Raw genomic sequence first — 23,642 nt, 5'->3', positions numbered from 1 at the left:
GACTCGGAGCCGTGTTCGGAACGCTCTGGCTGCGTCGAGAGGGTGAAAACCGAGACTGAAGGGGCTTAGACGTACGACTACGGCGAAAACAAACGAACAGACGGATCTGGAAGAGTAACAGTATGGGATCGGAGATTATTCACCTGACTGCGAGACTCACTTCGTTCGTCTCGCGTGGCTCAAATCCACCTCTCAACAGTTCTGCCGCTCGCGTTATAGCTCGCGGCAGGAAATGGGGTCGGAGGGATTTGAACCCCCGATCGGCTGATATCTCCGTCCTGCGCCTCGGAACTCCAGAGGGTCATCGTCGCGAACCGGTGATCAGCCGGCCGCTCAGTATATCAGCCCTCGAAGTGTCGTCCCAGGCGCGTGGCCTCTGGAGTCAGCCGCCTTCCCGGACTAGGCCACGACCCCGCACTCCGGCGTAAGCCGACTCGCATTAAAGGGATTTCGATTGGCAGACGGCGCTCAGTCGCGGTCGGTGTCGGACCAGTCGCACTCTTGGCACTTGTATCCAGTAACAAACTCCAGCGCAGAGGGCATATACCCCACTGAAATGACGTTCTCACCACATTCCGGGCAGTCGTCGGCGGCGTCTTCGATGGGTTCTGCGTCCATGACGTCCTCGCCTTCGATGAGTTCGGCCAGGCTCTCGGGAGTCTGCATCCGGCCCTGGACCACGCGATTGTCGCTCATACCGGACGACCGGGCCTGAGAGGCCTAAAAGTTCTCCCTCGTCACAGCCACGGGGCGCGTTCCTGATCCGGTTCGTACTCGACCGCGGCCCCTTCGTCGGTCTGTTCGTCGGCTGCGACGCCCTGGGACGCGCCGCCGTCGGCGAAGGCGGCGGTGAGGTCCACAGCGTCGGGGCGGTATTCCGTGTGGCGCGTGCGGGCGTTCTCCGGATCGAACGACAGCAGCGCCGTGACGGCGAGCACGGCCAGCGCGACTGGTGCGTCGGTCGGCATCACGCCGAGGACGGAGAGGGCGAGCACGCCGAGCGCGACAGCGCTGCCGAAGCGGAACCGGTCTATGTCGACGGCGTTGCGGAGCCACGGGCTCGCCAGCGCGACGGCGAGGGCGAAGCCGATACCGACGCCAGTGGTAGCGGCCGCCCGGAGCAAGACGCCGGGTTCGATGGCGGTGACCAGCGTCGCGCCGGCGGGGTCGAGGCTGGCCAGCAGGCCGAGCACGACGATGACGGCTGGACGCGGCAGGTACTCGCCGATCCGGGCGCTTGCGGTCTGTGCGGCGATGGCGAGGATGACGAGGCCGGCGAATCGTTCGAGGGTGCCCAGTTTGACAACCCCCGCAATCGTCGGTGCGAGCGCTGCTTCGATGAGCGCAATCGGCATCAATACGGCTCCGATGATGAGTACCGCGCGGGCCTGCTGGCGGGGACCGCCTTCGAGCTCGGCCAGCACGACGGCGACGGTGGCCGACCCGCCGAAGACCAGCAAGCCTACTTCGAGGACGCCCATCCAGGTCGAGAGTGCCCCCGCGAGGACGAGCACCGGGAAGATGCCGTCGACGAGCGGCAGACCCATGACTGTCGCTAGAAGCCGGCCACCGCGGCCGACCTGCTGCTCGATGTCGAGTGCAATCGGGTGTCTGGAGATACTCATGTCGTGTTACGGTCGAGCGTAACCCAACTCCCGTCGGGAGGTTCTCACTCGGTCCTGACAAACACGACAGAACTGCCAGAACTTGGTACCGAACCACGCGAACGCTGTGTTGCCCGACGCTGTAGGCGTCATCTGGCGGGCAGTACCGTTCCGTGCGGGTTCGGTGAGTCGCATGTTTTTAATTATCCTTCATTCCCACATAACCGTTGCGTGAGAACTGCGCACATACGCCACCGATTCTCCGAAATACCTCGATGTTTGTGGACGAATGTCTCACCTTCGAGAGCAGGGAATGACAAGTGCGGCATCACGGGCGTATTTCTGGAACGGGCTTCCCGAGACAAGTGTGGCATCGAACCCCACGTAGCGCCGAGTCTCGCAACGTTTTTGCCGGGCCGTCGTGGACGATTTACATGGCGAACGATTCCGAGCCTTTCTCAGAGAAGCTCCGAGTGCCGGAGGCGCTGACGTTCGACGACGTACTCCTCAGACCCAAGGAGTCCCGGGTCGAACCAGACGAGGCAGACACGACGACGCGGGTCTCGAAATCCGTCGAGCTGACCGTTCCCGTCCTCTCCGCGGCGATGGACACCGTCACCGAGAGCGACATGGCGATCGCGATGGCGCGACAGGGTGGTATCGGCGTCCTCCACCGCAACATGAACGCCGACGAGATGGCGACCGAGATCGAGCGAGTCAAACGCGCCGACGAGCTCATCATCCGCGACGTCGTGACGGCCAGCCCGAACCAGACCGTCAGTGAGGTCGACGAGATGATGGAACACGAGGGTGTCTCCGGCGCGCCGGTCGTCGACGACGACAACGGCGCAGTGCTGGGCATCATCTCCGGGACGGACATCCGGCCGTATCTGGAGGTCGGCGAGGACGACGCCGTCACGGACGCGATGACCGACGAAGTCGTCACCGCCCCCGAGGACGTGACGCCCCGTGAGGCGCTGGAACTGATGTACGACCACAAGATCGAGCGCGTCCCCATCGTCGACGACGAGAACCGGCTCGTCGGGCTGGTCACGATGCAGGGCATCCTCCAGCGCCGCGAGTACGACCAGGCCGCCCGCGCGGACGACGGCTCGCTCCGCTGTGGTGCCGCCGTCGGTCCCTTCGAGATGGACCGCGCGCAGGTCGCAGACGAGGCCGGCGTCGACATCCTGTTCATCGACTGCGCGCACGCCCACAACGCGAACGTCATCGAGAGCGCCCGCGAGATCAAGGCCGAAGTAGACGCCGACGTGGTCGTCGGGAACATCGGCACCCGGGAAGCCGCCGAGGCCGTCGTCGACTTCGCCGACGGCGTCAAGGTCGGTATCGGTCCCGGTTCCATCTGTACGACCCGCGTGGTCACCGGTGCGGGAATGCCCCAGATCACCGCCGTCGCGCAGGTCGCTGACGTGGCGAGCCAGCACGACGTGCCGGTCATCGCCGACGGTGGCATCCGCTACTCCGGGGACGCCATCAAGGCCATCGCCGCGGGTGCGGACGCGGTGATGCTTGGCTCGTACTTCGCCGGGACCGACGAGGCTCCGGGCCGCGTCATCACCATGAACGGCAAGAAGTACAAGCAGTACCGCGGGATGGGCAGCGTCGGCGCGATGAACGAGGGTGGCGGCGAGCGCTACCTCAAGGACGACGAGGAGGGCGAGGAGTTCGTCCCCGAGGGCGTCGAAGCCGCGACGCCGTACAAGGGTTCGCTGGCCTCCGAACTCCACCAGCTCGTCGGCGGGATGCAGTCCGGGATGGGCTACGTCGGGGCCGAGACGATTCCCGAGTTCAAGCAACGCGCCGAGTTCGTGCGGGTCTCCGCGGCCGGACAGCAGGAGAGCCACCCGCACGACGTGATGATTACGGACGAAGCGCCCAACTACAGCCCCGACAGCTAACGCTGACAACCGAAGGGGATGTAAAAAGCCGCAGCTGATTATACCGCGGTTTCGCAGGTCGGACTACACGCTTCTTTCCGTGCTGCATTCGCGTCGGGGTACGCTTTGAACGACTCACCACAGCTCGAACACTCGAACGTGTCGAAGTCGGACATAGCGGACGGGCGTACTCGCGCCGCGGAAAAAATTATTGCGGATACGTCGATTAGTCGTAGTAGTCTTCGTCCAGTGGCAGATCCGTCCCGGACGACGTGACTTTGTCGACGGTCGTTTCCAGGCAGAGTGTCTCGCTGCATTCGGGGCAGATGACGGCCACGTCGACCTGTAGAGAGTCATCGGAGTCGTAGATTCCCAGAACCTCTGCGTCAGAGGCGTACAGATACTCCGCCGACAGTTCGTGCTCGTGGTCGCGAGCGTAGTCGTACGTCATGCATGCCCGCTACACCCGGGTCTGTGTTGATGGTTTCGGCGATTCCCAGTAACAGCACATACAGGGGACCCGCTCGAAGTTGCGGTCATGAGCGACTACGCTGTCGAGGTTGGGACCTGGGACCAGTTCGAAGACGCGGCAACAGCCGTCCGAACAGCGGTGTTCGTCGAGGAACAGGGCGTCTCCGAGGACGAAGAACTCGACGGGAACGACTCGGACGCCGTCCAGTTTCTGGCCCGTGACGGCGAGTATCCTGTCGGCACCGCCCGGCTCCGGTTCCCCGAGTCCACGGTCGGCAAGGTCGAACGGGTCGCGGTCCGCAAGCCCTATCGGGGCGACGGCGTCGGCGCAGCGCTGATGCGAGCCGTCGAAGACGCCGCTCGCGACGACGGCGCGACTACGCTCACACTCCACGCACAGACCCACGTCGAGTCGTTTTACGGGCAACTCGGCTACGAAACGGTTAGCGACGAATTCGAGGAAGCCGGCATCCCACACGTCGAGATGCGAAAGCGATTGGACGGCTGAGCTAACCATACGTGGCCCTGCAGGCGCAGTACGTCGTGAGGGCTGAGGACGGTCTGCGGACGACCAGTCGTAGCTGTCCCTCGACCACAGTTATCTCAGCACAAACATGTTTCCCTGCTTCCACCCTTTTCGGGATATGGTGCGACGAGCCGAGTGGGTGGCAACTGCGAAGACAGTCGCCAGCATCGCGTACGAGAGCGACATCAGGTACATCGCGACGTCGCTGGCGTACTACGCGTTCATCTCGCTCATGCCGGTGCTGTTGCTCGTTTTCATCGTCTTCGGCCGGCAACTGGCCGGCGTGGTTTCAGTCACGGGCGCGCAGTTTCTTACCCCTGACACACAGCAACTACTGTACGAGGGATTGACGGCGGCGACGGGCCGGACAGCGGCGACTGTCCTCTCCGTGGTCGTGCTGGCGTGGAGCGGTGCCAACGTCGCCGTCGGCGTCCTGACCGTCGTCGAGCGTATCGAGGCGGTGACAGAGCAGCCACTCGCGCGGCAGGTGTGTGACGCCGCAACTGTCCTCGGGACGCTTACGGCCGCCGTTCTGGTGATACTTGTCCAGAGCGTGTTCTTGGCTCTCTTTGCTACCGGCCCGCTGAGCGTACTCGTCGGGTTCGCCGTCCTGTTCGTCGCGCTGACCGTCACGCTGCTGCCCCTGTATTTCGTCCCGTCACGCGTCGCGAGTTCGCCACAAGATGCCCTCCCCGGCGCGATGACGACCGCAATGGGCTGGACCGCTCTCCACGCGGCAATCCAGTTCTTTGCCGCCAACGCCGGACAGTACGCCATCTACGGCGTTCTCAGCGGGCTCATCCTCATCCTCACGAGCACGTACGTGGCCGCGATTGTCCTGATGGTCGGCGTCGTCGTCAACGCAGTGCTCGCCACCGACACTGACGACCTGTACGACGTGAGTGGCTGAGTCTGTAAACGTCGCCCCTTTCCGCCGCTCGTTCCATCGTCCACTCCGTCCGGTAGCTGCTTCGCTCCCACAGAGAGGGCGTCGCAAAAGCGGGCCGGAAGGGATTTGAACCACGGTCGGACGTGCTCGCTTCGCTGTGCACGCCCTCCTTACTTCAAATCCTTCTGGAGTTTTCACTTCTCACCGTCGTTCGCAGGAAAACGGGCCGGAATGGATTTGAACCACCGGAACTTCGCTCCCACAGGTCGCTCGCTCCATCGTTCAAAACCGCTTCGTAGCCGCTTTGCTCCTCACGAAGTGTTCGTCGCAAAAGCGGGCCGGAAGGGATTTGAACCCTCGACCGACGGCTTAAGAGGCCGTCGCTCTGCCAGACTGAGCTACCGGCCCAGTGCACTCATTGCTCTGGACGGCCCGGTAAAATAGGTTTTCATTCGGACGCCTCGTGTCGGTCGGTCTCACGTTTCTTGTACACACCAGTCAGCTAGCGGTGCTGAACTGAGAGACCAATCGCACAGGGTCCGACTATGCCCACACTAGACGCCCTTTGACGCCCTCTCGAACCGATCTTTCGGGGAGCCGTTCCCAGTTGTTGGAGAAATAGCTGGCATTAAAGAGGCTTGACGCCAAGCGATACAGACACTAATGAGTACAGCCAGCGGCATCACGATGGCCTCTATGTCGACCTACGCCATCCTCGGGTGTGGGAGTGTTGGCCACGCCGTGGCGGAAGAACTCGTCGAGGAGGGGAAAGACGTACTCATCCTCGACGCGGACGAGGGGCGAGTCGAGGCGCTCCGCGATCAGGACCTCAACGCACAGCAGGCAGACATCTGCGAGACTGACGTCGCCCAGACGGTCGCCGACCGCGACGTGGTGCTCATCATGTCCCCGGACGTGAACGCCAACGCCGAAGCAGTCCGGAACATCCGGGAGTCCGGCGGCGAGCAGTTCATCGTCGCCCGCGCCGACGACCCGGTGTCGGCCGACGACCTCACTGAGCTCGGTGCGGACGTGGTCATCAACCCCTCGGCGGTCATCGCCGATTCGGCGCTTCGAGCGCTGGAAACCGGGGAACTGGAGTACAAGGCCTCACAGCTCGGGGACGTCATCGACGGGACCGAGGAACGCATGGCGATACTTATCCACCGGTCGCCGGACCCGGACTCCATCGCTTCAGCGGCCGCGTTGCGGGCCATCGCTGCGAGCCGCGACGTCGAGGCCGACATCATCTACGAGGGCGAGATTGGCCACCAGGAGAACCGCGCGTTCGTCAATCTCCTCGGTATCGAACTGACCTCGAACGAGGACGTCGACCTCGACGAATACGACACGTTCGCGCTGGTGGACGTTGCCAAGGGCGGCGAACCGGCCATCGACTCGGTCGACATCGTCGTCGACCACTACGAGCACGAACACGAACTGGAACACGACGCCGCCTTCTCCGATATCCGGCCGAACATCTCGGCCACGTCGACGATTCTCACGAAATACATTCAGGAACTGGACCTCAATCTCGACCAGAGCGTCGCCACAGCGCTGCTGTACGGCATCCGCGCCGAGACGCTGGATTTCAAACGGGACACGACGCCGGCGGACCTGACCGCCGCGGCGTACCTGTATCCGTTCGCCGACCACGACACGCTCGAACAGGTCGAATCGCCGTCGATGAGTCCGGAAACGCTGGACGTGCTTGCCGAAGCGATTCGGAACCGCGAGGTGCAGGGAAGCCACCTCGTCTCCAACGCCGGGTTCATTCGGGACCGCGATGCGCTGGCACAGGCGGCCCAGCACCTCCTCAATCTGGAGGGCATCACGACCACAGCGGTGTTCGCTATCGCCGATGATACAATCTATCTCGCCGCGCGCTCGAAGGATATCCGGATGAACATCGGCAAAGTGCTGTCGGACGCGTTCGGCGGGATGGGCGAGACGGCGGGTCACTCCACGGACGCCAGCGTCGAGATACCGCTCGGCATCTTCACCGGTTTAGATACGAGCGACGACAACAGAGACACCCTGCTAGAACTCACTGAAGAAGCAGTCAAGCGGAAACTGTTCGAAGCGATGGGTGTCGACAGCAGTAGCGAGAGTTCGAACGGAAACTAGGCGGGGACTTCCTCTTCCTCGTCGCCGGCCTCGGGCTGGCGGAGCCGTTCGACGATATCGCTGACGATGACGACATCGCCGACAGCCTGGACCCACCGGTACGGAATGATGACGCCCCGGGCTGTGTTCACTTCTTCGTCGAACAGCTCCGTGTTGAGCTGGGTGAGTGCCAGCCCCGTCACTTCCTTGCGGTCGAGTTCCAGCCGAAGGTCTTCGACTTCGCCGACGAACACGCCGTTTTTCGAATACACCTCGCGACCCACGAGGGCTGTAATCTCCTGTGGTAGATTCTCCATTCCCATACGACGGTGGTTGGTCGGACGGCTTATAAAGCTTCTTTGCGACTGAAACGTCTCCGGCTCGGGGGAGCAAATGCTACGAGATGCCCCCGGACAACGACTGCTGGCCGCACTCTGATGCCGCTGCCAGCGTCCCTACACAGGGAGCAGTCGCCTGTCTATAGTAACAATTGAAACGAATTACACACTGATCGCACTGCCGTCGTGCGAGCAGGTGTGCACTGATTTTCAATGGCTACTATAGGTCGCGGGACTTTTGTCCCGTTTCCCCGTTCGCTCGGTATGCTCAGCCCTGGCGATCCGGCCCCGGACTTCGACCTGCAGGGGACCGCTGGCGGAGGTGTTGGTACCTATCGGCTGTCGGCCGCAACGAACCGCGCGCCGGCGGTCGTCGCCTTCGCTCCCGGCGACGCCTCCGATTCGCGGACCCTCCTCACCGAGTTAGCCGAGACAGACTGGGCAGGCGTCTCGGACGCTGTAGCAGTCTTTGGCGTTCTCCCGGCAGGGATCGATGACTGTCAGTCGCTCGCGGCGACGCTGTCGCTTCCCTACCCCCTGCTGGCCGACACCCACGGCGTCGCTGCGCAGTTCGGCGTCCGAAAACAGGACGGGAGCATGCAGCAAGCGGCGTTCGTCGTTGACAAGCGATGTCGCGTTCGGGCGGCGACAGTGTTCGACGACACCGACGGAACCGCACCGGACCTCGACACGGTTCTGCGTGGCCTCGCCGAGTTGTAGCTACTCACCGCGGTCCAGTTCGCCCTCTAGCAGCCCATAGAGATACACGTCCTCGTAGCGGCCGTCGCGGAACCAGTGGTCCCGCATCGTCCCCTCCCGCTTGAACCCCGCCTTTTCGAGCACGCGTTGGGACCCCTCGTTGCCGGCGAAGACCTTCGCGTACACCCGGTGGAACCGCCGCTCCTGAAAGGCGTACTCGGTGAGCGTCCGGACGGCGTCGGTCGCGTAGCCGTTGCCCCACGCGTCCGGCGTGAGCCAGTAGCCGACCTCGGCCATACCCATTCGGTCCGTGACGTCGTTCAGCCCGATGATACCGACCGCCTCGCCGTCAGCACAGACGAGCAGGTGGACGTCATCGGACTCGCCGCTGGCCACGGATTCGACCCACTCGCGTTCAGCCCGTTCGGAGATCGGCTCCGTGGCCGAGAGGCCGTGTCTGACATCCGGGTCGTTGATGGTCTCTTGCAGGAACGACACGTCTTCGTCTTCGACCGTTCGGAGCGTGATTGTCTCGCCCCGGAGGAATGTTGGTCCGGGCATACACAAGCCGACGAAGGGATGGTGAAAGAAGCTTCGGTAGGTGTGTGAGATATTTTCAAGGACACCACTCGTCAGCGAGCAGGCCATACTCCAGCAGGTCGACGTACTCGCCGTCGACGAAGGCGTGGTCGCGGCGTCGACCCTCCTGCTGGAACCCGACTTTTTCCAGCACACGCGCGGAAGCCGGGTTGGTGGCATAGCAGTCCGCTCCGAGTTTGTTCAATCGCAGTTCCTGAAACGCGTACTGTGCGAGGCAGTCGACAGCGTCAGTCGCGTAGCCGTTGCCCCAGCGGTCCGGACACATCGAGTACCCGAGCACACCAAACCCCCACGGGTGGTAGTCTTCGTGAAGCGAACACGCCCCCACCGGCTTGTCGTCTACACAGACGACGAAGTTCGTGTCGGCATCGCGGCTGTCGAGGTCTTCGGCGGCTGGCTCGGAGAGTGGCTCGGTGAACCCGATGTTTTGCCGGACCTGCGGCTCGTTTAATAGTCGCTGTAGCAGGTCGCTGTCGGTTGCTTGCTGTGGGTGGAGTGTCACCTGCTCGCCGTGGATGAACACTGGTCCTGGCACGTACAAGAGTACTCATAGTTGACACAAGGGTGTTGCCGTGGTATGTGTAATGGTACCATTTGTAGTCCAGACAGCGAAGAACGACACGCCAAAGGGAACCCAGCACTGCTCTGCGGTATGGGAACGCCGCTGGAGTCACGCGAAGAACAGGCAACAGAGGTCGTCGACCGACTGCACGAGGAATACCCCGATTCGGCTATCTCACTGAACTACAGCAGCCGTCTGGAACTGCTGATTGCCGTCGTCCTCTCCGCGCAGTGTACCGACGAGCGAGTCAACGAGGTCACGGCGGACCTGTTCGAGAAGTACCAGAGCGCCGAGGACTACGCCGAAGCCCCCGAGGAGCAACTGGCCGAGGACATCTACGGTATCACGTTCCACAACAACAAGGGCGGCTACCTCCAGGGCATCGGTGAGATTCTGGCCGAGGAACACGACGGCGAGGTGCCTGACACGATGTCGGCGCTGACCGACCTCCCGGGCGTGGGCCGGAAGACGGCGAACGTCGTCCTCCAGCACGGCCACGACATTGTCGAAGGCATCGTCGTCGATACGCACGTCCAGCGCCTGTCGCGGCGACTGGGCCTTACCGAAGAAGAGCGTCCGGAAGCCATCGAACAGGACCTGCTCGACGTGGTGCCCAGCGACGAGTGGCAACAGTTCACGCACCTTCTTATCGACCACGGGCGAGCGGTGTGTGGCGCGCGCTCCGCGGAGTGCGGAGCGTGCGTGCTCGCGGACATCTGTCCCTCCGAGAAAGGAGACAGCGACGTCGACCTCGCTAGCGGCGAGGCGTGGTAGCCCCGCGCGAGGGCTTCAGCTGTCGTCCTCTCCGAGGCGTACAGTGAGAACCGGCACATCGGACGTTCTGACGACTTTTTCGGCGACGCTACCGAGGAGATATCGCTCGACTCCTGTTCGACCGTGGGTCCCCATAACGATGAGGTCGATGTCGTTCTCGTCGACGTAGTCGAGGATCGCGCTGTGCGGTGGGCCGTGTTCGACGGCGGTGACGGTGTCGACTCCGTCGACCTCGTCTGCCGCCGCGTCGACGATGGCCTGTGACCGCTCCCGCAGCGACGATTCGATGTTGTGTTCTTCGTTGACCATCCCCGACTCCGACTCGTCGTGCTCCTCCGCAGTCATGCCGGTCGTTGCCCCTTCCGGGCCTGCGGCAGTCATCCCGATATGCGGCGACGACGTATCGAGGACGGTCATGATGTGTAACGTCGCGTTGTGCGTTTCGGCGAGAGTGCGTGCGTGTGCCAGCGCGGCTTCTGCTCCGGAACTACCGTCCGTCGGAAAGAGGATGTGTTCGTACATTGGAACCACAGCTAGCGATGGACATGCAATGCTAATGAAACATCTAGTCCGTTCGCAGATTCCGAGAATCAGATCCGCTATCGACGGCGCTCACGCCACGTAGCGGAGGGCGTACCGAGCGATACCGACCAGATACGCCAGCAGCCAGAAGATGACGTATCCGAACACGCCGATACGGAGCCGCGAGCGCCAGTGGCTGAACGTCTCGTCCCCGATTTCGTCCAGTAACAGGTCTTCGTCGTACTCGTTGTAGAGGTCGTGCTGCCGCTTTGCGCGGAAGATGCGAACGATTCCGGTTCCGCCGAAGGCAAGCAGCGCGTAGGCCTGCAGGCCGAGCATCGCGTGGACGGCGGACAAGCCACCGAGCTGGTCCGGCAGGCGTGGAATCATCCAGAACACCATCGGGACTGTGGTCAACACCAGCCCCGTCGTGACGAACTTCAGATGGTGCACGAGCACGTCCCAGGTGACCGGCTCCGTCTCGATGATGTAATACGCGCCGTACAGGAAACAGGGGAGGCTGAGGCTCACCGACAGTAACACGACTGTGGCCACGAGGCCGTCCGACACCATAGGCCGACCTAGGGACAGTGCTCGCTAAAGACTGCCGGATGCAGAAGGTCAGAACTTGTAAGCCGTCGCGGTTCGTACACCCGAGCAATGGCCGACCCGGACTCGACGTCTCCCACGGAGGACGAGCGCGGGAACACCCCTGCGGACGCGGTAACTGCCGAACCCGAGCCCGGCGAACCCGGGGCCGAGGATGACGGCGGCGAGACGGACGACGACGGCGAGTCAGGCGACGAACTCGATACGGAGGCGCTCCGGAAGCAGGTCGAAGAGAAGTACGACTTCGACAACTTCGGCCCGGCTGACATGGCGGAGATGACTGCAGAGGAGTGGGACGTCGCCTTCGACGAGGACTCCTGGATAACCGGTGACGAACTCCTCGACCGGGTCACGCGAGACCTCCGAAACCGCGTGGCAAACCGCGACGTGTTCGCCCGCATCGAACGTCATCGGGACCCGCCGCGAGTTCTCGCGTACTCCGATGAAGGCTATGCGGTTGTCTATCCGGACGGCAGCCTCGAAGGCGAGGGGACTGTCATGCGTGACGTGAAGCCCACGGTCGCGCTGTGTTCCATGGATTCCTACGACGTGCCAGAGAACGTCCCCGACAGGCCCCTTCCCGAACCGGAGTCAGTTCCCGAGGGTGGCGGCGAACTCGGTAACTGGATGTTACAGGCGATTGCCGGGGCGCAGCTCCTGGCCGGGATTGCCCTGCTCGGGGGCGCAGTGCTCGCGACCGCTGGCGTCATCGGCAACAGGGGAACCAGCATTGCGCTCCTGGTCGTGGCTGGCGCTGCCTTCATCGGTGTGTCGCTCGTCCTCTTTTTCACCGTCGCAAACGCGAGGCTCTCGGACACGTTCCGCGCCGAAGAGTACCGGGACAGACTCCGGGCTATCGGACTCGAGGACGGCGAACGACCGGAGTTCGTTCCGGAGCTCGACCCACAGAATTCGGGGTCTGAAGACGGGGCGACCGAGACTGACGAAGCCGGGTAATGACGGTTCCTGCGGGTGGTATTCGGTGGGTTTATACAAACTCAGTCCTGATTCCAGAGTGTATATGAACAGACGGGAGTTCGTCCGGACAGCAGGGGGGGCCGCCGGTGCTGCGGCGACCCTCAGTGCCACCGGCGCAGCCGCCGCACAGGAGGAAGGCGGTGACGGTGCGAAAACCGTCCCGGACTACGGCGGTTTCCTGGATTCGGTCGGGAACTTCGACGGGTCGACCGTCGACGCGACCGGGCAGGACACAGTAACTGTCGAGGTCGGCGTGCAGGCCAACGGCGGCGCGTACGGGTTCGGCCCGCCAGCCGTCCATGTGGACAACGGCGCGACCGTCCAGTTCGAATGGACGGGCAACGGCGGCGGCCACAACGTCGTCTCGGACGGCGACGGACCGCTGGACTCCGGCAGCACAGCCTCCAGTGCCGGCGTCAACTACGAGCACACCTTCGAGGAGGACGGCATCTACCCGTACCTCTGTGTCCCCCACGAGGGACTCAACATGAAGGGCGCTATCGTCGTCGGCGAGGAGTACCCGACGCAGACAATCGGTGGCGGCGGCCCGGTCGAAGTCGACCCGCACTACGCCGGCGTCCCGATTCAGCCACACTACGTCGGGTTCGGCGCTGGCCTCGCAGTCATCATCCCGCTGATATTCACGTTCTTCCAGCTGAAGTACGGCGAGTCGCCCCACACTAGCGGAGGGAACAACTAATGGCGTCCGAAGGCTCCACGTACGGTGATATCCACCGGTACGAACCGCCGCGCGAGAGCACAGCAGCGGCTGTCGGTATCGTACTTCTGACGGTGATTCAGGTCGGCCTCGTCGGCCTCTTCACCTACGGCATGATCGCCGGATGGGCGTCCGGCATCGGCACGGTGTTGACGGTCCGTCTCATCGAGGCCAACATGTTCATGGGCGGCGTGTTGACGGCGATCTTCATCGATCTGGCGTTCATCATGCTGCTGTACCGAAAGGAGTTCCTCCCCGACGTGATGATCGTCAAGAAGCGCCGTCGCAAGTGGGAAGACCTCTACATCCGTCAGGAAGACGTCGACGGCACGACGATGGCGGACGGCGACAAGCTTGCAGAGACATTCAAACGCGCAGTGTACCCATACTACAAGAAATAATATGCCACTTGATGAAGACAAATATCCGGCTGAAACAGGCCGTCGTCGCTTCGTAAAGGGCGTCGTCGGGAGTGCGGCACTCTCCAGCGTCGGCGTCGGTGGCGCCGCAGCCGTCGACGCGACGACGGATGCCGCCGGCGAAGGTGGCGGAACGACGCCGTTCGTCGCCGTCGAGAACACTGACGGACCGGCTCCGCGAGGAATGCCGATCATCCCCATCGAGATCAACGGCGGCGAAATCAGCGGTATCTGGCCGGAATACGACGAGAACGCCGGTGCGGCGGTCGCATCCGACTTCGGCGGGAGCGGTATCGACTACTCCTCGCAGTGGTTCCAGTACTGTGGTATCCAGAGTACTGCGGCTATCTACCCGCAATCCGAACGGAACAACACGTTCCTCAACAGTACTGGATCCTTCTCCTGGCAAGGGGAGTACGAGTCCGGCAAGCCGATGACGGTCGACATGTTCGACGACTACCAGGAGTGGGGCAACGGCATCGGCGACCCTGGCGTCGGGAAGCCCGCAAGCGTCGTCTGGCGGACCAACAGCGAGGGCAAGAACGGCGCCCCAGTGCAGATAATCCGGTCAGTCGAAGTCGAGAAGATGGCCAACGGCGAGGGCGAGTACGCGAACCTTCCCGGAAACGTCCAGTCGTTCGTCTCCGAGGCGACCGACCAGGGCTTCATCGCTTGGCTGAACAAATGTACACACTTCTGCTGTGTGCCCGGGTTCAAGACACAGGAGGGAAGCGCTAACTTCGCCGCAGCCAACGACATCTACTGTCAGTGCCACCAGTCCGTGTACGACCCGTTCAGTCCTGTGCAATCGACGTTCGTGGCGCTGCCACGCCCACCAAAAACGGAGTAATCAATGAGTCTCGAACGCAAAGACGAACACGACCACAAAGGCTGGATGGAATCGCGCGAGCTGACGCCGGTGGAATCGGTGTACTTGACCGTGCTCATCTGGCTCGACAGGCGACTGCGCGTCGTTGACTACCTAGAGATCCTCGAAGATCTCTACTACAAGGTCAACATGCAGATGCCAAAGAGCCACACGGAACAGTACAATCTCGACAACAAGTTCTGGTACTGGTACCCACTGTACGCACTCGGATCGTTCTCGACAGTTGCGTACGTCGTCGCCGCGATATCCGGCGCGCTGCTGGGCTTCTACTACGCACCGGCCGCCGCAGCTGCCGACGGGTCGCCGACGGTCGCGTACGATTCAGTGATGCTCATCATGGGCCAGCTCAACCTCGGCTACTTCCTGCGCTCGGTCCACCGCTGGGCCGCACAGATCATGGTCGCCGCCGTGTTCCTCCACATGCTCCGCGTGTACTTCACCGGAGCGTACAAGGAGCCGCGGGAGCTGAACTGGCTCATCGGCATCGTCCTGATTTCGCTGACGCTAGTGTTCGGGTACACCGGCTACCTGCTGCCGTGGAGCCAGCTCTCGTTCTGGGCCGGCCAGATCGGCGTCGAGATGTCCCTCTCCATCCCGCTTATCGGTGAGTGGGTCGCACAGCTGATGTTCGGCGGGTTCACGCTCTCGCAGGCCACGCTACAGCGGATGTACATCCTGCACGTGTTCTTCCTGCCGTTCATCACGACTGCCATCATCGCGGTCCACATCGGCATCGTCTGGATGCAGGGGATCGCTGAGCCACACTAATACTATGAGCGACAACGACACAGACGACGTTCGCACGGACGGTTCCGGCACCGGTATCGTCTCGCCGGACGACGAGACTCCCGCATGGTCCGAGCGAAAGGAGCGGACCCAGGGGCTCTCCCGGCTGACCTACGAGTACTTCGAGCGGGCGCGCCGCGAGGACCAGGACCTTCGCCAGCAGTCGGACTACGTCGAGCGTGACGTGCTCGCGTTCCCGGCCTGGCCCCACGAGATGATGCGCAACATCGCGCTGACGTCGTTCTTCGTGGGCATGATCCTGTTCGTCTCGGCGACGTTACCGCCAGAGATGCCGAACCCCGCTAACTCCGCTGTGACGCCGGCAATTATCCTGCCGGACTGGTATCTCTACTGGTCCTTTGGCCTGCTCAAGCTCGGCCCGCTGAACCCCGAGCTGAGCATCCTCGGCGGCTCGAAGCTCATGGCTGACCGAACCTACGGTGTGCTGGCAAACGTCGTGGTCGTCGGCTTCGTTGCCATCGTCCCCTTCCTGAACAAGGGGTCCGCGCGCCGTCCCGTCGAGCAGCCGTTCTGGGCTGCGGTCGGGATGTCCGGCGTCATCTTCAGCCTGACCATCGCCGCGCTGTCCATCAAGAACCTCGTCCCGATGGACTCGCACCTGCTGTTCGACCTGACGTTCCTCGTCCCTATCGTCAGCGCGACCATCACCTACGCGGTGCTCAAGACGATGCGCGAGGGCTACATGTTCGACCTCAACCGTCGGTACTACCGGCTGCGGCCGCCGAAGTAATCTGACCGGTCGATTTCTCCGTCGGTTTTTACATTCTCTGCTTACTACTACCGCGAGCGTTGCGACTGCATCTCGCCGCAGTAAAGTGGCTCCCGCCCGTACTAGCGACGATGACAGAGGACCAGTCAGCGGGGGCTGAGGACGGTTCGGAGCGGCGGGACGTTGTGGTGCCGCTGCGCGTGTACAAGGCCGTGACGGTGTTTTCGACGCTGTTTGCGGTCGTCAGCGTCGTCGCCGGATTCATCCTCGTCGACGTGGCGACACAGCGGGCCTCGGCGCCCGCCTCGGAGATCGACGTTCCGGTCGGCATCGCCGGGATCGCGTGCATCCTCGCTGGCACAGTCGTCTATGCGTTCTCGACGCGCTTCCGTACCGAGGAAATGGGAAAGTCTAAAGACGACGCTACCTAACGTTCGGATAATGGCTGACGAGTTCATGAAGGGGTTCGCGTGCCTCATGGTCGGCGGACTGGGCTGGATGACCATCAAGGGCTGGTACAACACGCCGAGTTTCGAGGGGGCACAGCTCACCGGCGAACTTACTATCGAGGAACCGACCACGTTCGATCAGATCGCCTTGTTCATGGGCGACGCGTTCTTCTGGTTCGCGGTGCTGGGCGCGCTGACCTTCTGGGTCGTGCTTCCGCTGATCAGTGAATTCCAGACGTATCTCAACGAGCGGTCGGCGTAACAGTACGCAGTAGCCTTTTCCGCGGGACCGACGCCGCTCTCAGTTCGGAGTCCGGTCGACTGGCGCGCCGTCTTCGTCACGCACCTGAATGCCGCGCGAGCGAAGCGCCGTAGCGAATTTTGTCGGTGATACCCCGCTGTACGTCGCCGCCTCTTCGAGTGTGAGTGTTTCCCCGCGATACAGTGTCAGCGCCGTTGTGAGGGACCTGTGTGACATCTTCGTCTACACCGATACAAATACAGTGCGAGTATTAAACTATTTCGCCTACTTCTAAGCCAATCGGCCAGACTATCTGGAGAAAAGTGAATATATGAGGCCAATAAAGGAAAGAATGTGTAAAAAGGTAAGATATTGAACCCAGAATTGCTTGCCGACCACACACGTAGGGCTATCAGTACGCGCGACTAGCGGATTATAGGCACTCGAAGACGACAGAACGAGAAACCGTGTTTAGATGATGGCGCTCCAGGGACCCTTGATGACCCAGAACAGGCTCTGGTAGCCGCGTACATGAACACTACGAGGGCAGCGACGATGGCCCCTTTCGGCCGTTCCAGCGGAATGTCACGGCGCGCCTCGACTTTCCGGGATTCGAACTCGAAGAAGTCAGTGATGACTGCGCCGAGGACGAGTACCGACAAGACCATCCCGCCGTGATGGTGGAGCGTCATGTAGAAAAACGACAGCACGACCAGTACAATGTTGGTGAACGTGTGTGCCGGGTGGCGGCTGACTGCGTCCGCGCCATCGTTTTCGTACTGTTTGACGTGGCTTCTGTGGGCGAGCTGCCGGGTCAGGAAGTTGACGATTACCACTCCGAAGATGACGTATTCGATGAGGAGCGCGCCGCCGACCGTGGGGCTCCCCAGAATGGTATCCAGTGGCCCAAAGAACGTTACGGATGGCTGCATATGCAAAGCTCTGTCCACCGTCCATTAGTGTCTTTCCAATCTCACTCGAACCTGGACTGGCTCTCGTCGACGACGGCGGTCCGAACGGGGGATCCGAGCGAGATCGTGATACTCTCCTGATAGCCCACGGGCTGCGATACGCGGTCATCGACGAGTAACTCGACGGTCGCCTCGTCGCGTTCCACCGAAGCACTGAGTCCGGCGACAGGCAACACCCAGTGATCCGGGTCGGTCGCAAACGGTGCGATCGGTGCCACCACTGCCTGGTCCGACGGCGCCAGAATCGGGCCGCCGACGCGGTGGGCGTAGCCCGGTGAGCCAGCGGCCGTTGCGATTACGACGCCGTCGGCCCGGAACTGCCCGATGCGGTCGGCCGTCGACGCGATAGTGAACTCGGAGATGCGGGCCGCGTCGGCGGTAACGAGAGTCACGTCCCAGAACGCCTGTTCGACCGTTCCGTCAGGCATCGCCACGCGGAGGACCGGATGCGTCTCAACCCGGGCGTCAGCAAGCCCTGACACAGCGGCGACGGCGTCGTCTCGCGGTACTGATCGGACGCCGCGACCAGCCGCGACCGGCAACACGAGCGGGTCACCGTCGACCCGCGCCGCTGCAGCGACGGCGTCCTCACCGACTGCCACGACCCGGTCGGTCTTCGGAACAGTGCCGTCACTACCCCGTTCAACAGCCACGCCAGCGTCTCGAAGTTCGTCTGCTATGGCGTCGTCACCGACCACACCAACGGGGGTTCCCATCATCTGAAACTCCGGGCCGGCGGAAAAAAACCTGCCGCACTCCGCGCGGTCACTTCAAATATCGAGGCGACGGCGCGCGTATTCGACGAGAATCGGCATATCCGAAAGGTGGGTCAGCTTCGCAATCGCCCGACGGTCACCGCCGTTGATCTGCCTGAGGGTGTCCTGTCCGGTGCTCCGGAGGTCGTCCATCAGCTGATCGTACCGCTCGTTAGGAGCGAGATACAGCAGCTCCGTCATCATCAGGCGGGCGTTGTGTTTCGGGGCTACCTCGCTGTGCCAGAGCTGATCGTAGACAGAGAGGTTCTCCGCGGAGGTGTCGGGTTCGTCGGGCTTGAGCGCCGAATCGGCTGTCGCGGCGGCGGCGCGGGCCGACTTCATCCCCTTGTGGATGCCCTCGCCCCACAGCGGGTCGACGGTCGGGACGGTGTCGCCGATAGCCATGAAGTTGTCCGTGCTCATCGAATCCGGGGGCTGGATGTGGGCCGACCCGCGGTGGGCTTGCGTACCCTCGATCTTTTCGGCGTCGTCGAATCTGGGGTCCGAGTCGAGCCAGTACTCCAGATAGTCGTCGATGCCCATCCCGTCTTTCGCGTACTTCTGGTGAGAGCCGTTCTGGATGTAACAGAGGCCGACCTTCGCTGTGTCTTCACCGGTGTGGAAAATCCAGGAGTAGCCGCCCGGGGCGAGGTCGTGATCCAGGCGGAGCATCATCGCGTCCCGGAGGTCGGCGTAGTCGTCGTGGTTGACTTCGACGCCCTCGAACTCGTACTCGACACCGATAGCCTGATGATCCCGCTTGAGGTTACACACGTCGAGTTTCTTCGCCAGTGGCGCGGCAGGGCCGGTGGCGTCGATGACGATGTCGGCGTACACCTCCTCGTCGCCGTCGTACCGGACGCCGACGATCTCCCCGTTCTCCATGATCGGTGCTGAGACACGGGCGTCGAAGCGGTAGGTCGCACCCTTGCTCCGACCCTCCGAGACGAGCCACTGTTTGAACTCCGCGAACTCCAGGACCGCTCCGGTCTGATTGCGGACGTAGTGGTCGTTGGGGGATTCGAGCACGACGTCGTCCGTGTAGTTCATCACCACGTCATCGGGAATCGCAAAGCCCGTCATCGCCGACATGAACGTCCCGGCGGTGGACTTGTTGCTCTGACGCGGGAACTCGTCTTCGGACTCGGTTTCGAGAACGAGCACCTCGTAGTTTCGCTCCGCTAGATCACGGGCACACTGCGCTCCAGCGGGCCCGGCTCCGGCTATCACCACGTCAAAGCGCTCGCGCATGGTTGTGGGTATTCCCTGTCGGTAATCAGTCTTTCCGAATACACCGAGGGCGGTCTCGAAAGGGTAAAGACGGCCCCACTACCATGACGGGAACACCCGGGGCGACATACAATGTTCAAGACAGGCGCGGGCGTGCTCGCGGACAGGCGGCGGCTTCCCACGGCCGTACGGGCGGTACTGGGATACTACGCGGACACCGGCGTGTTCGACGCCGGCAGCCTCTCGCTGAAATCCGAGATCGACGACCGCACCGAGGCGATGGTCGACGACGTGACCGACCGCATCGAGGACGCCCTCGAAGACGAGTTCGGCCGTCCGGTCGAATTCTCCTATGACACGAAGCTCATCCTGCCCGCGCAGCTAACGCTGGGCTACGTCTACCGCAACGCTCGTCAGCAAGCACCCGGCGACCCCGTTATCGACGCTATCGCCGACGGCGTGCCGACTGTCGACGAGACGGCACTGGAACAGGGGCCGGCACAGGACCTCGCCCCCCGCGAGATGGTCGTCCGCGCCGAGCAGATGACTCGCCTCTCCATCGAGGCGCTTATCGACGGCGACATGCGTGACGCGATCAACGACGACGAGTTCGAAGATTTCGAGGTCGACTTTGACGCGAGTGAAGCCGACCGCCGCCGCGTCGCCGAGGTCGCCCAATCCGCGCTCCAGTCCCACCTCGACGGCCTGTTGGAGGATATGCCGCCTGTTGTCGAGAACGCCTACCAGTGGGCCGTCGACTACAGCGAGGCCCATCAGGACCGCGACGGCTACTTCCGGGAACTGATGACCGCGGCTGAGGACGGTGACGAGGACTCTCTGACAGATATCCGCGAGGAGTACAAGTTCGCCGAGTACGACGAGGAGCCGGCGACACTCACCGAGACCGAAAAGGAACTCCCCTACAGCAAGACCCAGTACGCGCGCGTCGGCGTCCTCTACGACGGGATGCTAGACCTCTACCGACTCGCCGGCCTCGATATCGACGACGAGTTCGCGAAGGCCATCGTCCTCGCCATCATCGGCGCGCAGGTGTGGCTCGACGACGTGGACGACTACGGCGACGACCGCGCGGAGGGGCAACTGACGCCCGTCACCGCCGAGTACCTGCTCGCACCCGACGACGAGGCCGCCTATCGGCGCGTCGTCGACGTGACCGAACAGTATCTCGACCTCGCGAAGTCGTACGCGACGGCCGCCGACTCGCCGCTGACCGGCGTCGCTGTCGAGTACATCTACCGCTCCGGCGACCCGGACGTCCTACCCGGCAAGCCAAGTAGGCGCACGAACGACAGCGACTCGACCCAAGCGCCAGAGTTTATATCCCGCCGCCCGCACCGGGATTTGAATGCTTCACTCGTGGGTGGGCAGGGTCGTCGCTATCTGTGGACTGTTGGCCGTGCTGTTCGCGCTCATGGTCGGACTGGGGGCGGCCACGCCCGCTCCGGCGCTGGGTGACTACCCAGCCGAGGACGCACTGGCCGAGGACTACGACAGCCACGTCGGCGAGTACGTTCAGGTGACCGGCACGGTCAGTGGGACCAGCCCCGTCGAAATCGCCGTCGAGTACGAGTACGCTACTGGCGGCGAGCGCCACAGCGGGACGCTCACAGTCACGGTCCGGAACGTCGACACAGCCGTCGCCGAGGGCCAGTCACTGCAAGTGTATGGCACGCTCGGCCCGGACCGGACTATCACCGCGGAGAACAGTGTGAGCGTCCCGGCGATGAACTACGCTGCGATGTACCTCGTGTCCGCCCTCGCTGGCCTGTGGACCCTCGGGCGACTGATCTGTGGCTGGCGGCTTGACTGGCAAACGGGGGCACTGTGCCGGCGTGAAGAGCCGCTCAGGCCGATACGAGCGCTCCTTACGATGATGCGGGAGGTGCGTGCCTAATGCCGGATCTGCTCTCGCACGCTTTCATCGCGTTCACCATCTGTACCCTCCTGTCACTGCGGTACGACTGGCTCTCTGGAGAGTACGTCACCGTGGGGATGGCCGGCGCGTTCATCCCGGACATGGCGAAGATCAAGCTTCTCGTGGATGCTGCAACCGTCGAGGCAACACTGGATATCCCGTTCGACTGGCTGGGCGTCCATACGCTCGGCGGCGCTCTCGTCGCCGTCCTCGTTGGCGTGGTCGTCGTGAACCGCTCCGACCGACGGCGCGTGTTCGGTCTGCTGTCGCTTGGAGCCACCAGCCATCTGTTTGCCGATGCGCTCCTGTTGAAAGCCTCTGGGCGGTCCTACGAAGTGCTGTGGCCACTGACGCAGTACCACCCGCCGACGCCGGGGCTGTATCTGAGTACGGATATCTGGCTCACCGGCGTCACTGGGTCCGTTGCAGTGGCGGCCTATCTCTTTGTGCAGTACAGAGCGTAGCGCCACTTCCCTCGACCCTCCCTCAGCGTTTCCCCAGCGCTGTCTCGAACACGCGCTGGGCTCGCTCGTAGGCGGCGTTCCGGTCGACGATTGGATGTGGGTACTCCGGTGCCAGTTCCTCGCGTTCGCCGTTCGAGAGCGTCGGCCAGTCGACGATCATGTTCGCCGGAACGTCGCGAAGCTCTGGCACATACTCCGTGACGTAGTCCGCCCCGCTGTCGTACTTGCTCATCTGTGCGACCGGGTCGAAGATACGTACGTCCACGGAGTCGGTCCCGGTCGATGCTGTCCACTGCCAGTTCGCGGCGTTGCTGGCGGGATCGTGGTCAACGAGCTTCCGGCGGAAATGACGGGCCCCCTCGCGCCAGTCCACGAGGAGATGCTTCGTGAAGAAGGAAGCGACGTTCTGACGCGGTCGGTTGTGGATGTATCCCTCCCGTTCGAGCTGGCGCATCCCCGCGTCGACGAGCGGATACCCCGTCTCGCCGCGCTTCCAGGCCTCGAAGTCATCCGCGTCGTTTTCCCATTCGATGGGGTTCGGGAACGCCTTGTAGTTCTCCGACAGCAATGTGGGGTTGTAGTACAGTAGATGGTAGTTCTGCTCGCGCCAGGAGAGTTCGTAGCGGTACTTCTGGATGTTCCGCTGGGCGTCGCCGGTGGCTTCGGCGTGGCGGTCGGACGCGTCGCGCCACATCTCGCGGATGCCGATCATCCCCGCTGCGAGATACGGCGACATACACGAGACGGCGCTGGTGGGCCGCTCAACGGCGGCCCGCATGTCGTCGCGGGTGTCGTTGTAGGTCTCGATACCGCCGGTGAGGAAGTCGTCGTACCGCTGCCGTGCGCCCTCGTAGCCGGGCGTCGGCAGGTCGATATCCGTATCGATGGTCGGGGCCGTCGTCGGGTCCGACACATCGACGAGCGAGTCCGAGTCCGGACTCCCGACCGGCGGTAGCTTGTGGTGGGCCTGCCAGTCGTCGTAGAAGCGACTGTGGTTCTCGTACTCGCGGTCAAGTCCGGCCGGGTCGACCAGCGCGAGGTCGGTCAGCGATTTCGTCGAGAGCGCGTCGTCGACGCGGCGTTGGCGGTTGCGTCGCGCTGGACGGTAATGCTCGTTGTAGTACACGCGGTCAGCGTTGTACTCTTCGACGACGTCCGAAAGCACATCGACGGCGGCCCCCTTCCTGACGAGCAAGTCCCCACCGTGGTCCCGATAGGCCCGTTTCAGCGCTCGCACACCGGCCAGCAGGAACGCCCGCTGGCGCTTCCCGACGCTTGCCAGCAGGTCTGTGTCGATAACGTACACCGGCAACACTTCGTCGTCTGCGGCGGCGGCAGTCAACCCCCGGTTGTCCGGTATCCGGAGGTCACGCTGGTGCCAGAAGACGTGCATACCTTTCATTGGGGATACCTGCATATGGGTCCGAACCCGATTCTATTGTGTGTGGGAATCAAGGCCACAGCACAGTCTGTGGTCG

At 62.9% G+C, this 23,642-nt stretch carries 28 protein-coding genes, 2 tRNA genes and 2 pseudogenes; 17 read left to right on the top strand and 15 right to left on the bottom strand.

The window, feature by feature from the left end:
• Positions 1–233: 233 nt before the first annotated feature.
• The 3 genes from GJ630_RS03255 to GJ630_RS03245 form a co-directional block, all read right to left on the bottom strand.
• Positions 234–414 (bottom strand) — tRNA-Trp (locus tag GJ630_RS03255).
• Between the two features lie 54 nt (positions 415–468).
• Positions 469–696, bottom strand: a complete 228-nt coding sequence (locus GJ630_RS03250; RefSeq protein WP_008309357.1) for a DUF5795 family protein — start codon at positions 694–696, stop codon at positions 469–471.
• Between the two features lie 41 nt (positions 697–737).
• Positions 738–1,625 carry a DUF5794 domain-containing protein gene (locus GJ630_RS03245; protein WP_014040250.1) on the bottom strand — a complete coding sequence of 296 codons (888 nt, stop codon included), beginning with the start codon at positions 1,623–1,625 and terminating at the stop codon, positions 738–740.
• A 413-nt stretch (positions 1,626–2,038) separates the two neighbouring features.
• Here GJ630_RS03245 and guaB point away from each other — a divergent pair, with 413 nt between their 5' ends.
• Entirely contained in the window at positions 2,039–3,523 is a 1,485-nt protein-coding gene (gene guaB / locus GJ630_RS03240; RefSeq protein WP_050037996.1) for an IMP dehydrogenase, read from the top strand.
• Positions 3,524–3,728: 205 nt separating this feature from the next.
• Here guaB and GJ630_RS03235 read toward each other — a convergent pair whose 3' ends face one another.
• Complete coding sequence (locus GJ630_RS03235) at positions 3,729–3,953, bottom strand: hypothetical protein (protein WP_014040247.1); 225 nt, start codon at positions 3,951–3,953, stop codon at positions 3,729–3,731.
• Positions 3,954–4,040: 87 nt separating this feature from the next.
• On the opposite strand from GJ630_RS03235, the gene GJ630_RS03230 reads away from it, so the two are divergent.
• Both GJ630_RS03230 and GJ630_RS03225 read left to right on the top strand, forming a co-directional pair.
• Positions 4,041–4,481 carry a GNAT family N-acetyltransferase gene (locus GJ630_RS03230; protein WP_050037995.1) on the top strand — a complete coding sequence of 147 codons (441 nt, stop codon included), beginning with the start codon at positions 4,041–4,043 and terminating at the stop codon, positions 4,479–4,481.
• Between the two features lie 136 nt (positions 4,482–4,617).
• The gene (locus tag GJ630_RS03225; protein ID WP_014040245.1) at positions 4,618–5,409 is read left to right on the top strand and encodes a YihY/virulence factor BrkB family protein; all 792 of its coding nucleotides are present in this window, start codon (positions 4,618–4,620) and stop codon (positions 5,407–5,409) included.
• Between the two features lie 313 nt (positions 5,410–5,722).
• On the opposite strand, the gene GJ630_RS03220 is transcribed toward GJ630_RS03225, so the two are convergent.
• Positions 5,723–5,796, bottom strand: a tRNA-Lys gene (locus tag GJ630_RS03220).
• Positions 5,797–6,051: 255 nt separating this feature from the next.
• On the opposite strand from GJ630_RS03220, the gene GJ630_RS03215 reads away from it, so the two are divergent.
• Positions 6,052–7,515, top strand: coding sequence for a DHH family phosphoesterase (locus GJ630_RS03215; RefSeq protein WP_023843248.1), 1,464 nt, complete (start codon positions 6,052–6,054; stop codon positions 7,513–7,515).
• Here GJ630_RS03215 and GJ630_RS03210 read toward each other — a convergent pair.
• Positions 7,512–7,811 carry a PRC-barrel domain-containing protein gene (locus GJ630_RS03210; RefSeq protein ID WP_008309371.1) on the bottom strand — a complete coding sequence of 100 codons (300 nt, stop codon included), beginning with the start codon at positions 7,809–7,811 and terminating at the stop codon, positions 7,512–7,514. The genes GJ630_RS03215 and GJ630_RS03210 overlap by 4 nt on opposite strands.
• A 285-nt stretch (positions 7,812–8,096) precedes the next feature.
• Here GJ630_RS03210 and GJ630_RS03205 point away from each other — a divergent pair, with 285 nt between their 5' ends.
• On the top strand, positions 8,097–8,552 hold the full coding sequence (locus GJ630_RS03205) for a redoxin domain-containing protein (RefSeq protein ID WP_151103335.1): 456 nt from the start codon (positions 8,097–8,099) through the stop codon (positions 8,550–8,552).
• Here the strand turns inward: GJ630_RS03205 and GJ630_RS03200 are convergent, their stop codons facing one another.
• Together GJ630_RS03200 and GJ630_RS03195 are read right to left on the bottom strand one after the other, a co-directional pair.
• Entirely contained in the window at positions 8,553–9,092 is a 540-nt protein-coding gene (locus tag GJ630_RS03200) for a GNAT family N-acetyltransferase (protein ID WP_044951815.1), read from the bottom strand.
• Between the two features lie 55 nt (positions 9,093–9,147).
• Positions 9,148–9,666: a GNAT family N-acetyltransferase gene (locus GJ630_RS03195; RefSeq protein ID WP_151103334.1), complete on the bottom strand. Its 519-nt coding sequence runs from the start codon at positions 9,664–9,666 to the stop codon at positions 9,148–9,150.
• A gap of 117 nt (positions 9,667–9,783) precedes the next feature.
• Between GJ630_RS03195 and nth the strand changes: the two genes are divergently transcribed.
• A complete protein-coding gene (gene nth, locus GJ630_RS03190) occupies positions 9,784–10,467 on the top strand; it encodes an endonuclease III (protein WP_151103333.1) in 684 nt (227 codons plus the stop codon).
• Between the two features lie 15 nt (positions 10,468–10,482).
• Here nth and GJ630_RS03185 read toward each other — a convergent pair whose 3' ends face one another.
• Both GJ630_RS03185 and GJ630_RS03180 read right to left on the bottom strand, forming a co-directional pair.
• A complete protein-coding gene (locus tag GJ630_RS03185) occupies positions 10,483–10,989 on the bottom strand; it encodes a universal stress protein (RefSeq protein WP_014040238.1) in 507 nt (168 codons plus the stop codon).
• Positions 10,990–11,079: 90 nt separating this feature from the next.
• On the bottom strand, positions 11,080–11,562 hold the full coding sequence (locus GJ630_RS03180) for a hypothetical protein (protein WP_064287997.1): 483 nt from the start codon (positions 11,560–11,562) through the stop codon (positions 11,080–11,082).
• 87 nt (positions 11,563–11,649) lie between these two features.
• On the opposite strand from GJ630_RS03180, the gene GJ630_RS03175 reads away from it, so the two are divergent.
• From GJ630_RS03175 to GJ630_RS03140, 8 genes are all read left to right on the top strand, one after another.
• Positions 11,650–12,555 carry a hypothetical protein gene (locus GJ630_RS03175; RefSeq protein ID WP_191449379.1) on the top strand — a complete coding sequence of 302 codons (906 nt, stop codon included), beginning with the start codon at positions 11,650–11,652 and terminating at the stop codon, positions 12,553–12,555.
• Between the two features lie 64 nt (positions 12,556–12,619).
• Positions 12,620–13,276, top strand: coding sequence for a halocyanin domain-containing protein (locus tag GJ630_RS03170; protein ID WP_014040236.1), 657 nt, complete (start codon positions 12,620–12,622; stop codon positions 13,274–13,276).
• Complete coding sequence (locus GJ630_RS03165) at positions 13,276–13,695, top strand: hypothetical protein (RefSeq protein WP_050037991.1); 420 nt, start codon at positions 13,276–13,278, stop codon at positions 13,693–13,695. The genes GJ630_RS03170 and GJ630_RS03165 overlap by 1 nt, the downstream gene beginning before the upstream one ends.
• Position 13,696: 1 nt before the next feature.
• Positions 13,697–14,563 carry a Rieske 2Fe-2S domain-containing protein gene (locus GJ630_RS03160; RefSeq protein WP_014040234.1) on the top strand — a complete coding sequence of 289 codons (867 nt, stop codon included), beginning with the start codon at positions 13,697–13,699 and terminating at the stop codon, positions 14,561–14,563.
• A 3-nt stretch (positions 14,564–14,566) separates the two neighbouring features.
• Complete coding sequence (locus GJ630_RS03155; RefSeq protein ID WP_008309387.1) at positions 14,567–15,370, top strand: cytochrome bc complex cytochrome b subunit; 804 nt, start codon at positions 14,567–14,569, stop codon at positions 15,368–15,370.
• 4 nt (positions 15,371–15,374) lie between these two features.
• A complete protein-coding gene (locus GJ630_RS03150; protein ID WP_014040233.1) occupies positions 15,375–16,139 on the top strand; it encodes a cytochrome bc complex cytochrome b subunit in 765 nt (254 codons plus the stop codon).
• A gap of 110 nt (positions 16,140–16,249) precedes the next feature.
• Complete coding sequence (locus GJ630_RS03145) at positions 16,250–16,549, top strand: hypothetical protein (protein WP_014040232.1); 300 nt, start codon at positions 16,250–16,252, stop codon at positions 16,547–16,549.
• Positions 16,550–16,559: 10 nt separating this feature from the next.
• On the top strand, positions 16,560–16,829 hold the full coding sequence (locus GJ630_RS03140; protein WP_005534632.1) for a hypothetical protein: 270 nt from the start codon (positions 16,560–16,562) through the stop codon (positions 16,827–16,829).
• Between the two features lie 39 nt (positions 16,830–16,868).
• Here GJ630_RS03140 and GJ630_RS03135 read toward each other — a convergent pair whose 3' ends face one another.
• The 4 genes and pseudogenes from GJ630_RS03135 to GJ630_RS03120 form a co-directional block, all read right to left on the bottom strand.
• On the bottom strand, positions 16,869–17,045 hold the full coding sequence (locus GJ630_RS03135) for a UPF0175 family protein (RefSeq protein ID WP_023843247.1): 177 nt from the start codon (positions 17,043–17,045) through the stop codon (positions 16,869–16,871).
• A gap of 234 nt (positions 17,046–17,279) precedes the next feature.
• Positions 17,280–17,740: pseudogene (locus tag GJ630_RS03130) on the bottom strand (hypothetical protein).
• A gap of 41 nt (positions 17,741–17,781) precedes the next feature.
• Complete coding sequence (locus GJ630_RS03125; RefSeq protein ID WP_050037989.1) at positions 17,782–18,495, bottom strand: NAD(+)/NADH kinase; 714 nt, start codon at positions 18,493–18,495, stop codon at positions 17,782–17,784.
• A 54-nt stretch (positions 18,496–18,549) separates the two neighbouring features.
• Positions 18,550–19,785, bottom strand: coding sequence for a digeranylgeranylglycerophospholipid reductase (locus tag GJ630_RS03120; RefSeq protein ID WP_014040230.1), 1,236 nt, complete (start codon positions 19,783–19,785; stop codon positions 18,550–18,552).
• 111 nt (positions 19,786–19,896) lie between these two features.
• On the opposite strand from GJ630_RS03120, the pseudogene GJ630_RS03115 reads away from it, so the two are divergent.
• From GJ630_RS03115 to GJ630_RS03105, 3 genes and pseudogenes are all read left to right on the top strand, one after another.
• A pseudogene (locus tag GJ630_RS03115) lies at positions 19,897–21,057 on the top strand (hypothetical protein); the annotation flags it as partial.
• Positions 21,058–21,130: 73 nt separating this feature from the next.
• Positions 21,131–21,679, top strand: coding sequence for a hypothetical protein (locus GJ630_RS03110; protein ID WP_146417284.1), 549 nt, complete (start codon positions 21,131–21,133; stop codon positions 21,677–21,679).
• Positions 21,679–22,164 carry a metal-dependent hydrolase gene (locus tag GJ630_RS03105; RefSeq protein WP_014040227.1) on the top strand — a complete coding sequence of 162 codons (486 nt, stop codon included), beginning with the start codon at positions 21,679–21,681 and terminating at the stop codon, positions 22,162–22,164. Before GJ630_RS03110 ends, GJ630_RS03105 begins: the two co-directional genes overlap by 1 nt.
• A gap of 22 nt (positions 22,165–22,186) precedes the next feature.
• Here GJ630_RS03105 and GJ630_RS03100 read toward each other — a convergent pair whose 3' ends face one another.
• On the bottom strand, positions 22,187–23,557 hold the full coding sequence (locus tag GJ630_RS03100) for a deoxyribodipyrimidine photo-lyase (RefSeq protein ID WP_191449401.1): 1,371 nt from the start codon (positions 23,555–23,557) through the stop codon (positions 22,187–22,189).
• Between the last annotated feature and the right edge of the window lie 85 nt (positions 23,558–23,642).

Origin of the sequence: Haloarcula sp. CBA1122 (assembly GCF_009741785.1) — an archaeon.
GTDB classification, from domain to species: Archaea; Halobacteriota; Halobacteria; order Halobacteriales; family Haloarculaceae; genus Haloarcula; species Haloarcula hispanica.
Note: the sequence above shows the minus strand (reverse complement) of the source record. Positions and strands in the feature narration are given on the sequence as shown.

What these genes read in the sequence shown, in the direction of transcription:
- GJ630_RS03205 (WP_151103335.1), top strand. Translation starts at nt 8,097, where the DNA reads ATGCTCAGCCCTGGCGATCCGGCCCCGGACTTCGACCTGCAGGGGACC.
- GJ630_RS03245 (WP_014040250.1), bottom strand. Translation starts at nt 1,625, where the DNA reads ATGAGTATCTCCAGACACCCGATTGCACTCGACATCGAGCAGCAGGTC.
- GJ630_RS03215 (WP_023843248.1), top strand. Translation starts at nt 6,052, where the DNA reads ATGAGTACAGCCAGCGGCATCACGATGGCCTCTATGTCGACCTACGCC.
- GJ630_RS03125 (WP_050037989.1), bottom strand. Translation starts at nt 18,495, where the DNA reads ATGGGAACCCCCGTTGGTGTGGTCGGTGACGACGCCATAGCAGACGAA.
- GJ630_RS03250 (WP_008309357.1), bottom strand. Translation starts at nt 696, where the DNA reads ATGAGCGACAATCGCGTGGTCCAGGGCCGGATGCAGACTCCCGAGAGC.
- GJ630_RS03200 (WP_044951815.1), bottom strand. Translation starts at nt 9,092, where the DNA reads ATGCCCGGACCAACATTCCTCCGGGGCGAGACAATCACGCTCCGAACG.
- GJ630_RS03165 (WP_050037991.1), top strand. Translation starts at nt 13,276, where the DNA reads ATGGCGTCCGAAGGCTCCACGTACGGTGATATCCACCGGTACGAACCG.
- GJ630_RS03145 (WP_014040232.1), top strand. Translation starts at nt 16,250, where the DNA reads ATGACAGAGGACCAGTCAGCGGGGGCTGAGGACGGTTCGGAGCGGCGG.
- guaB (WP_050037996.1), top strand. Translation starts at nt 2,039, where the DNA reads ATGGCGAACGATTCCGAGCCTTTCTCAGAGAAGCTCCGAGTGCCGGAG.
- GJ630_RS03120 (WP_014040230.1), bottom strand. Translation starts at nt 19,785, where the DNA reads ATGCGCGAGCGCTTTGACGTGGTGATAGCCGGAGCCGGGCCCGCTGGA.
- GJ630_RS03185 (WP_014040238.1), bottom strand. Translation starts at nt 10,989, where the DNA reads ATGTACGAACACATCCTCTTTCCGACGGACGGTAGTTCCGGAGCAGAA.
- GJ630_RS03150 (WP_014040233.1), top strand. Translation starts at nt 15,375, where the DNA reads ATGAGCGACAACGACACAGACGACGTTCGCACGGACGGTTCCGGCACC.
- GJ630_RS03235 (WP_014040247.1), bottom strand. Translation starts at nt 3,953, where the DNA reads ATGACGTACGACTACGCTCGCGACCACGAGCACGAACTGTCGGCGGAG.
- GJ630_RS03210 (WP_008309371.1), bottom strand. Translation starts at nt 7,811, where the DNA reads ATGGAGAATCTACCACAGGAGATTACAGCCCTCGTGGGTCGCGAGGTG.
- GJ630_RS03230 (WP_050037995.1), top strand. Translation starts at nt 4,041, where the DNA reads ATGAGCGACTACGCTGTCGAGGTTGGGACCTGGGACCAGTTCGAAGAC.
- GJ630_RS03110 (WP_146417284.1), top strand. Translation starts at nt 21,131, where the DNA reads ATGCTTCACTCGTGGGTGGGCAGGGTCGTCGCTATCTGTGGACTGTTG.
- GJ630_RS03160 (WP_014040234.1), top strand. Translation starts at nt 13,697, where the DNA reads ATGCCACTTGATGAAGACAAATATCCGGCTGAAACAGGCCGTCGTCGC.
- GJ630_RS03225 (WP_014040245.1), top strand. Translation starts at nt 4,618, where the DNA reads ATGGTGCGACGAGCCGAGTGGGTGGCAACTGCGAAGACAGTCGCCAGC.
- GJ630_RS03135 (WP_023843247.1), bottom strand. Translation starts at nt 17,045, where the DNA reads ATGTCACACAGGTCCCTCACAACGGCGCTGACACTGTATCGCGGGGAA.
- GJ630_RS03140 (WP_005534632.1), top strand. Translation starts at nt 16,560, where the DNA reads ATGGCTGACGAGTTCATGAAGGGGTTCGCGTGCCTCATGGTCGGCGGA.
- GJ630_RS03175 (WP_191449379.1), top strand. Translation starts at nt 11,650, where the DNA reads ATGGCCGACCCGGACTCGACGTCTCCCACGGAGGACGAGCGCGGGAAC.
- nth (WP_151103333.1), top strand. Translation starts at nt 9,784, where the DNA reads ATGGGAACGCCGCTGGAGTCACGCGAAGAACAGGCAACAGAGGTCGTC.
- GJ630_RS03180 (WP_064287997.1), bottom strand. Translation starts at nt 11,562, where the DNA reads ATGGTGTCGGACGGCCTCGTGGCCACAGTCGTGTTACTGTCGGTGAGC.
- GJ630_RS03105 (WP_014040227.1), top strand. Translation starts at nt 21,679, where the DNA reads ATGCCGGATCTGCTCTCGCACGCTTTCATCGCGTTCACCATCTGTACC.
- GJ630_RS03100 (WP_191449401.1), bottom strand. Translation starts at nt 23,557, where the DNA reads ATGCACGTCTTCTGGCACCAGCGTGACCTCCGGATACCGGACAACCGG.
- GJ630_RS03170 (WP_014040236.1), top strand. Translation starts at nt 12,620, where the DNA reads ATGAACAGACGGGAGTTCGTCCGGACAGCAGGGGGGGCCGCCGGTGCT.
- GJ630_RS03155 (WP_008309387.1), top strand. Translation starts at nt 14,567, where the DNA reads ATGAGTCTCGAACGCAAAGACGAACACGACCACAAAGGCTGGATGGAA.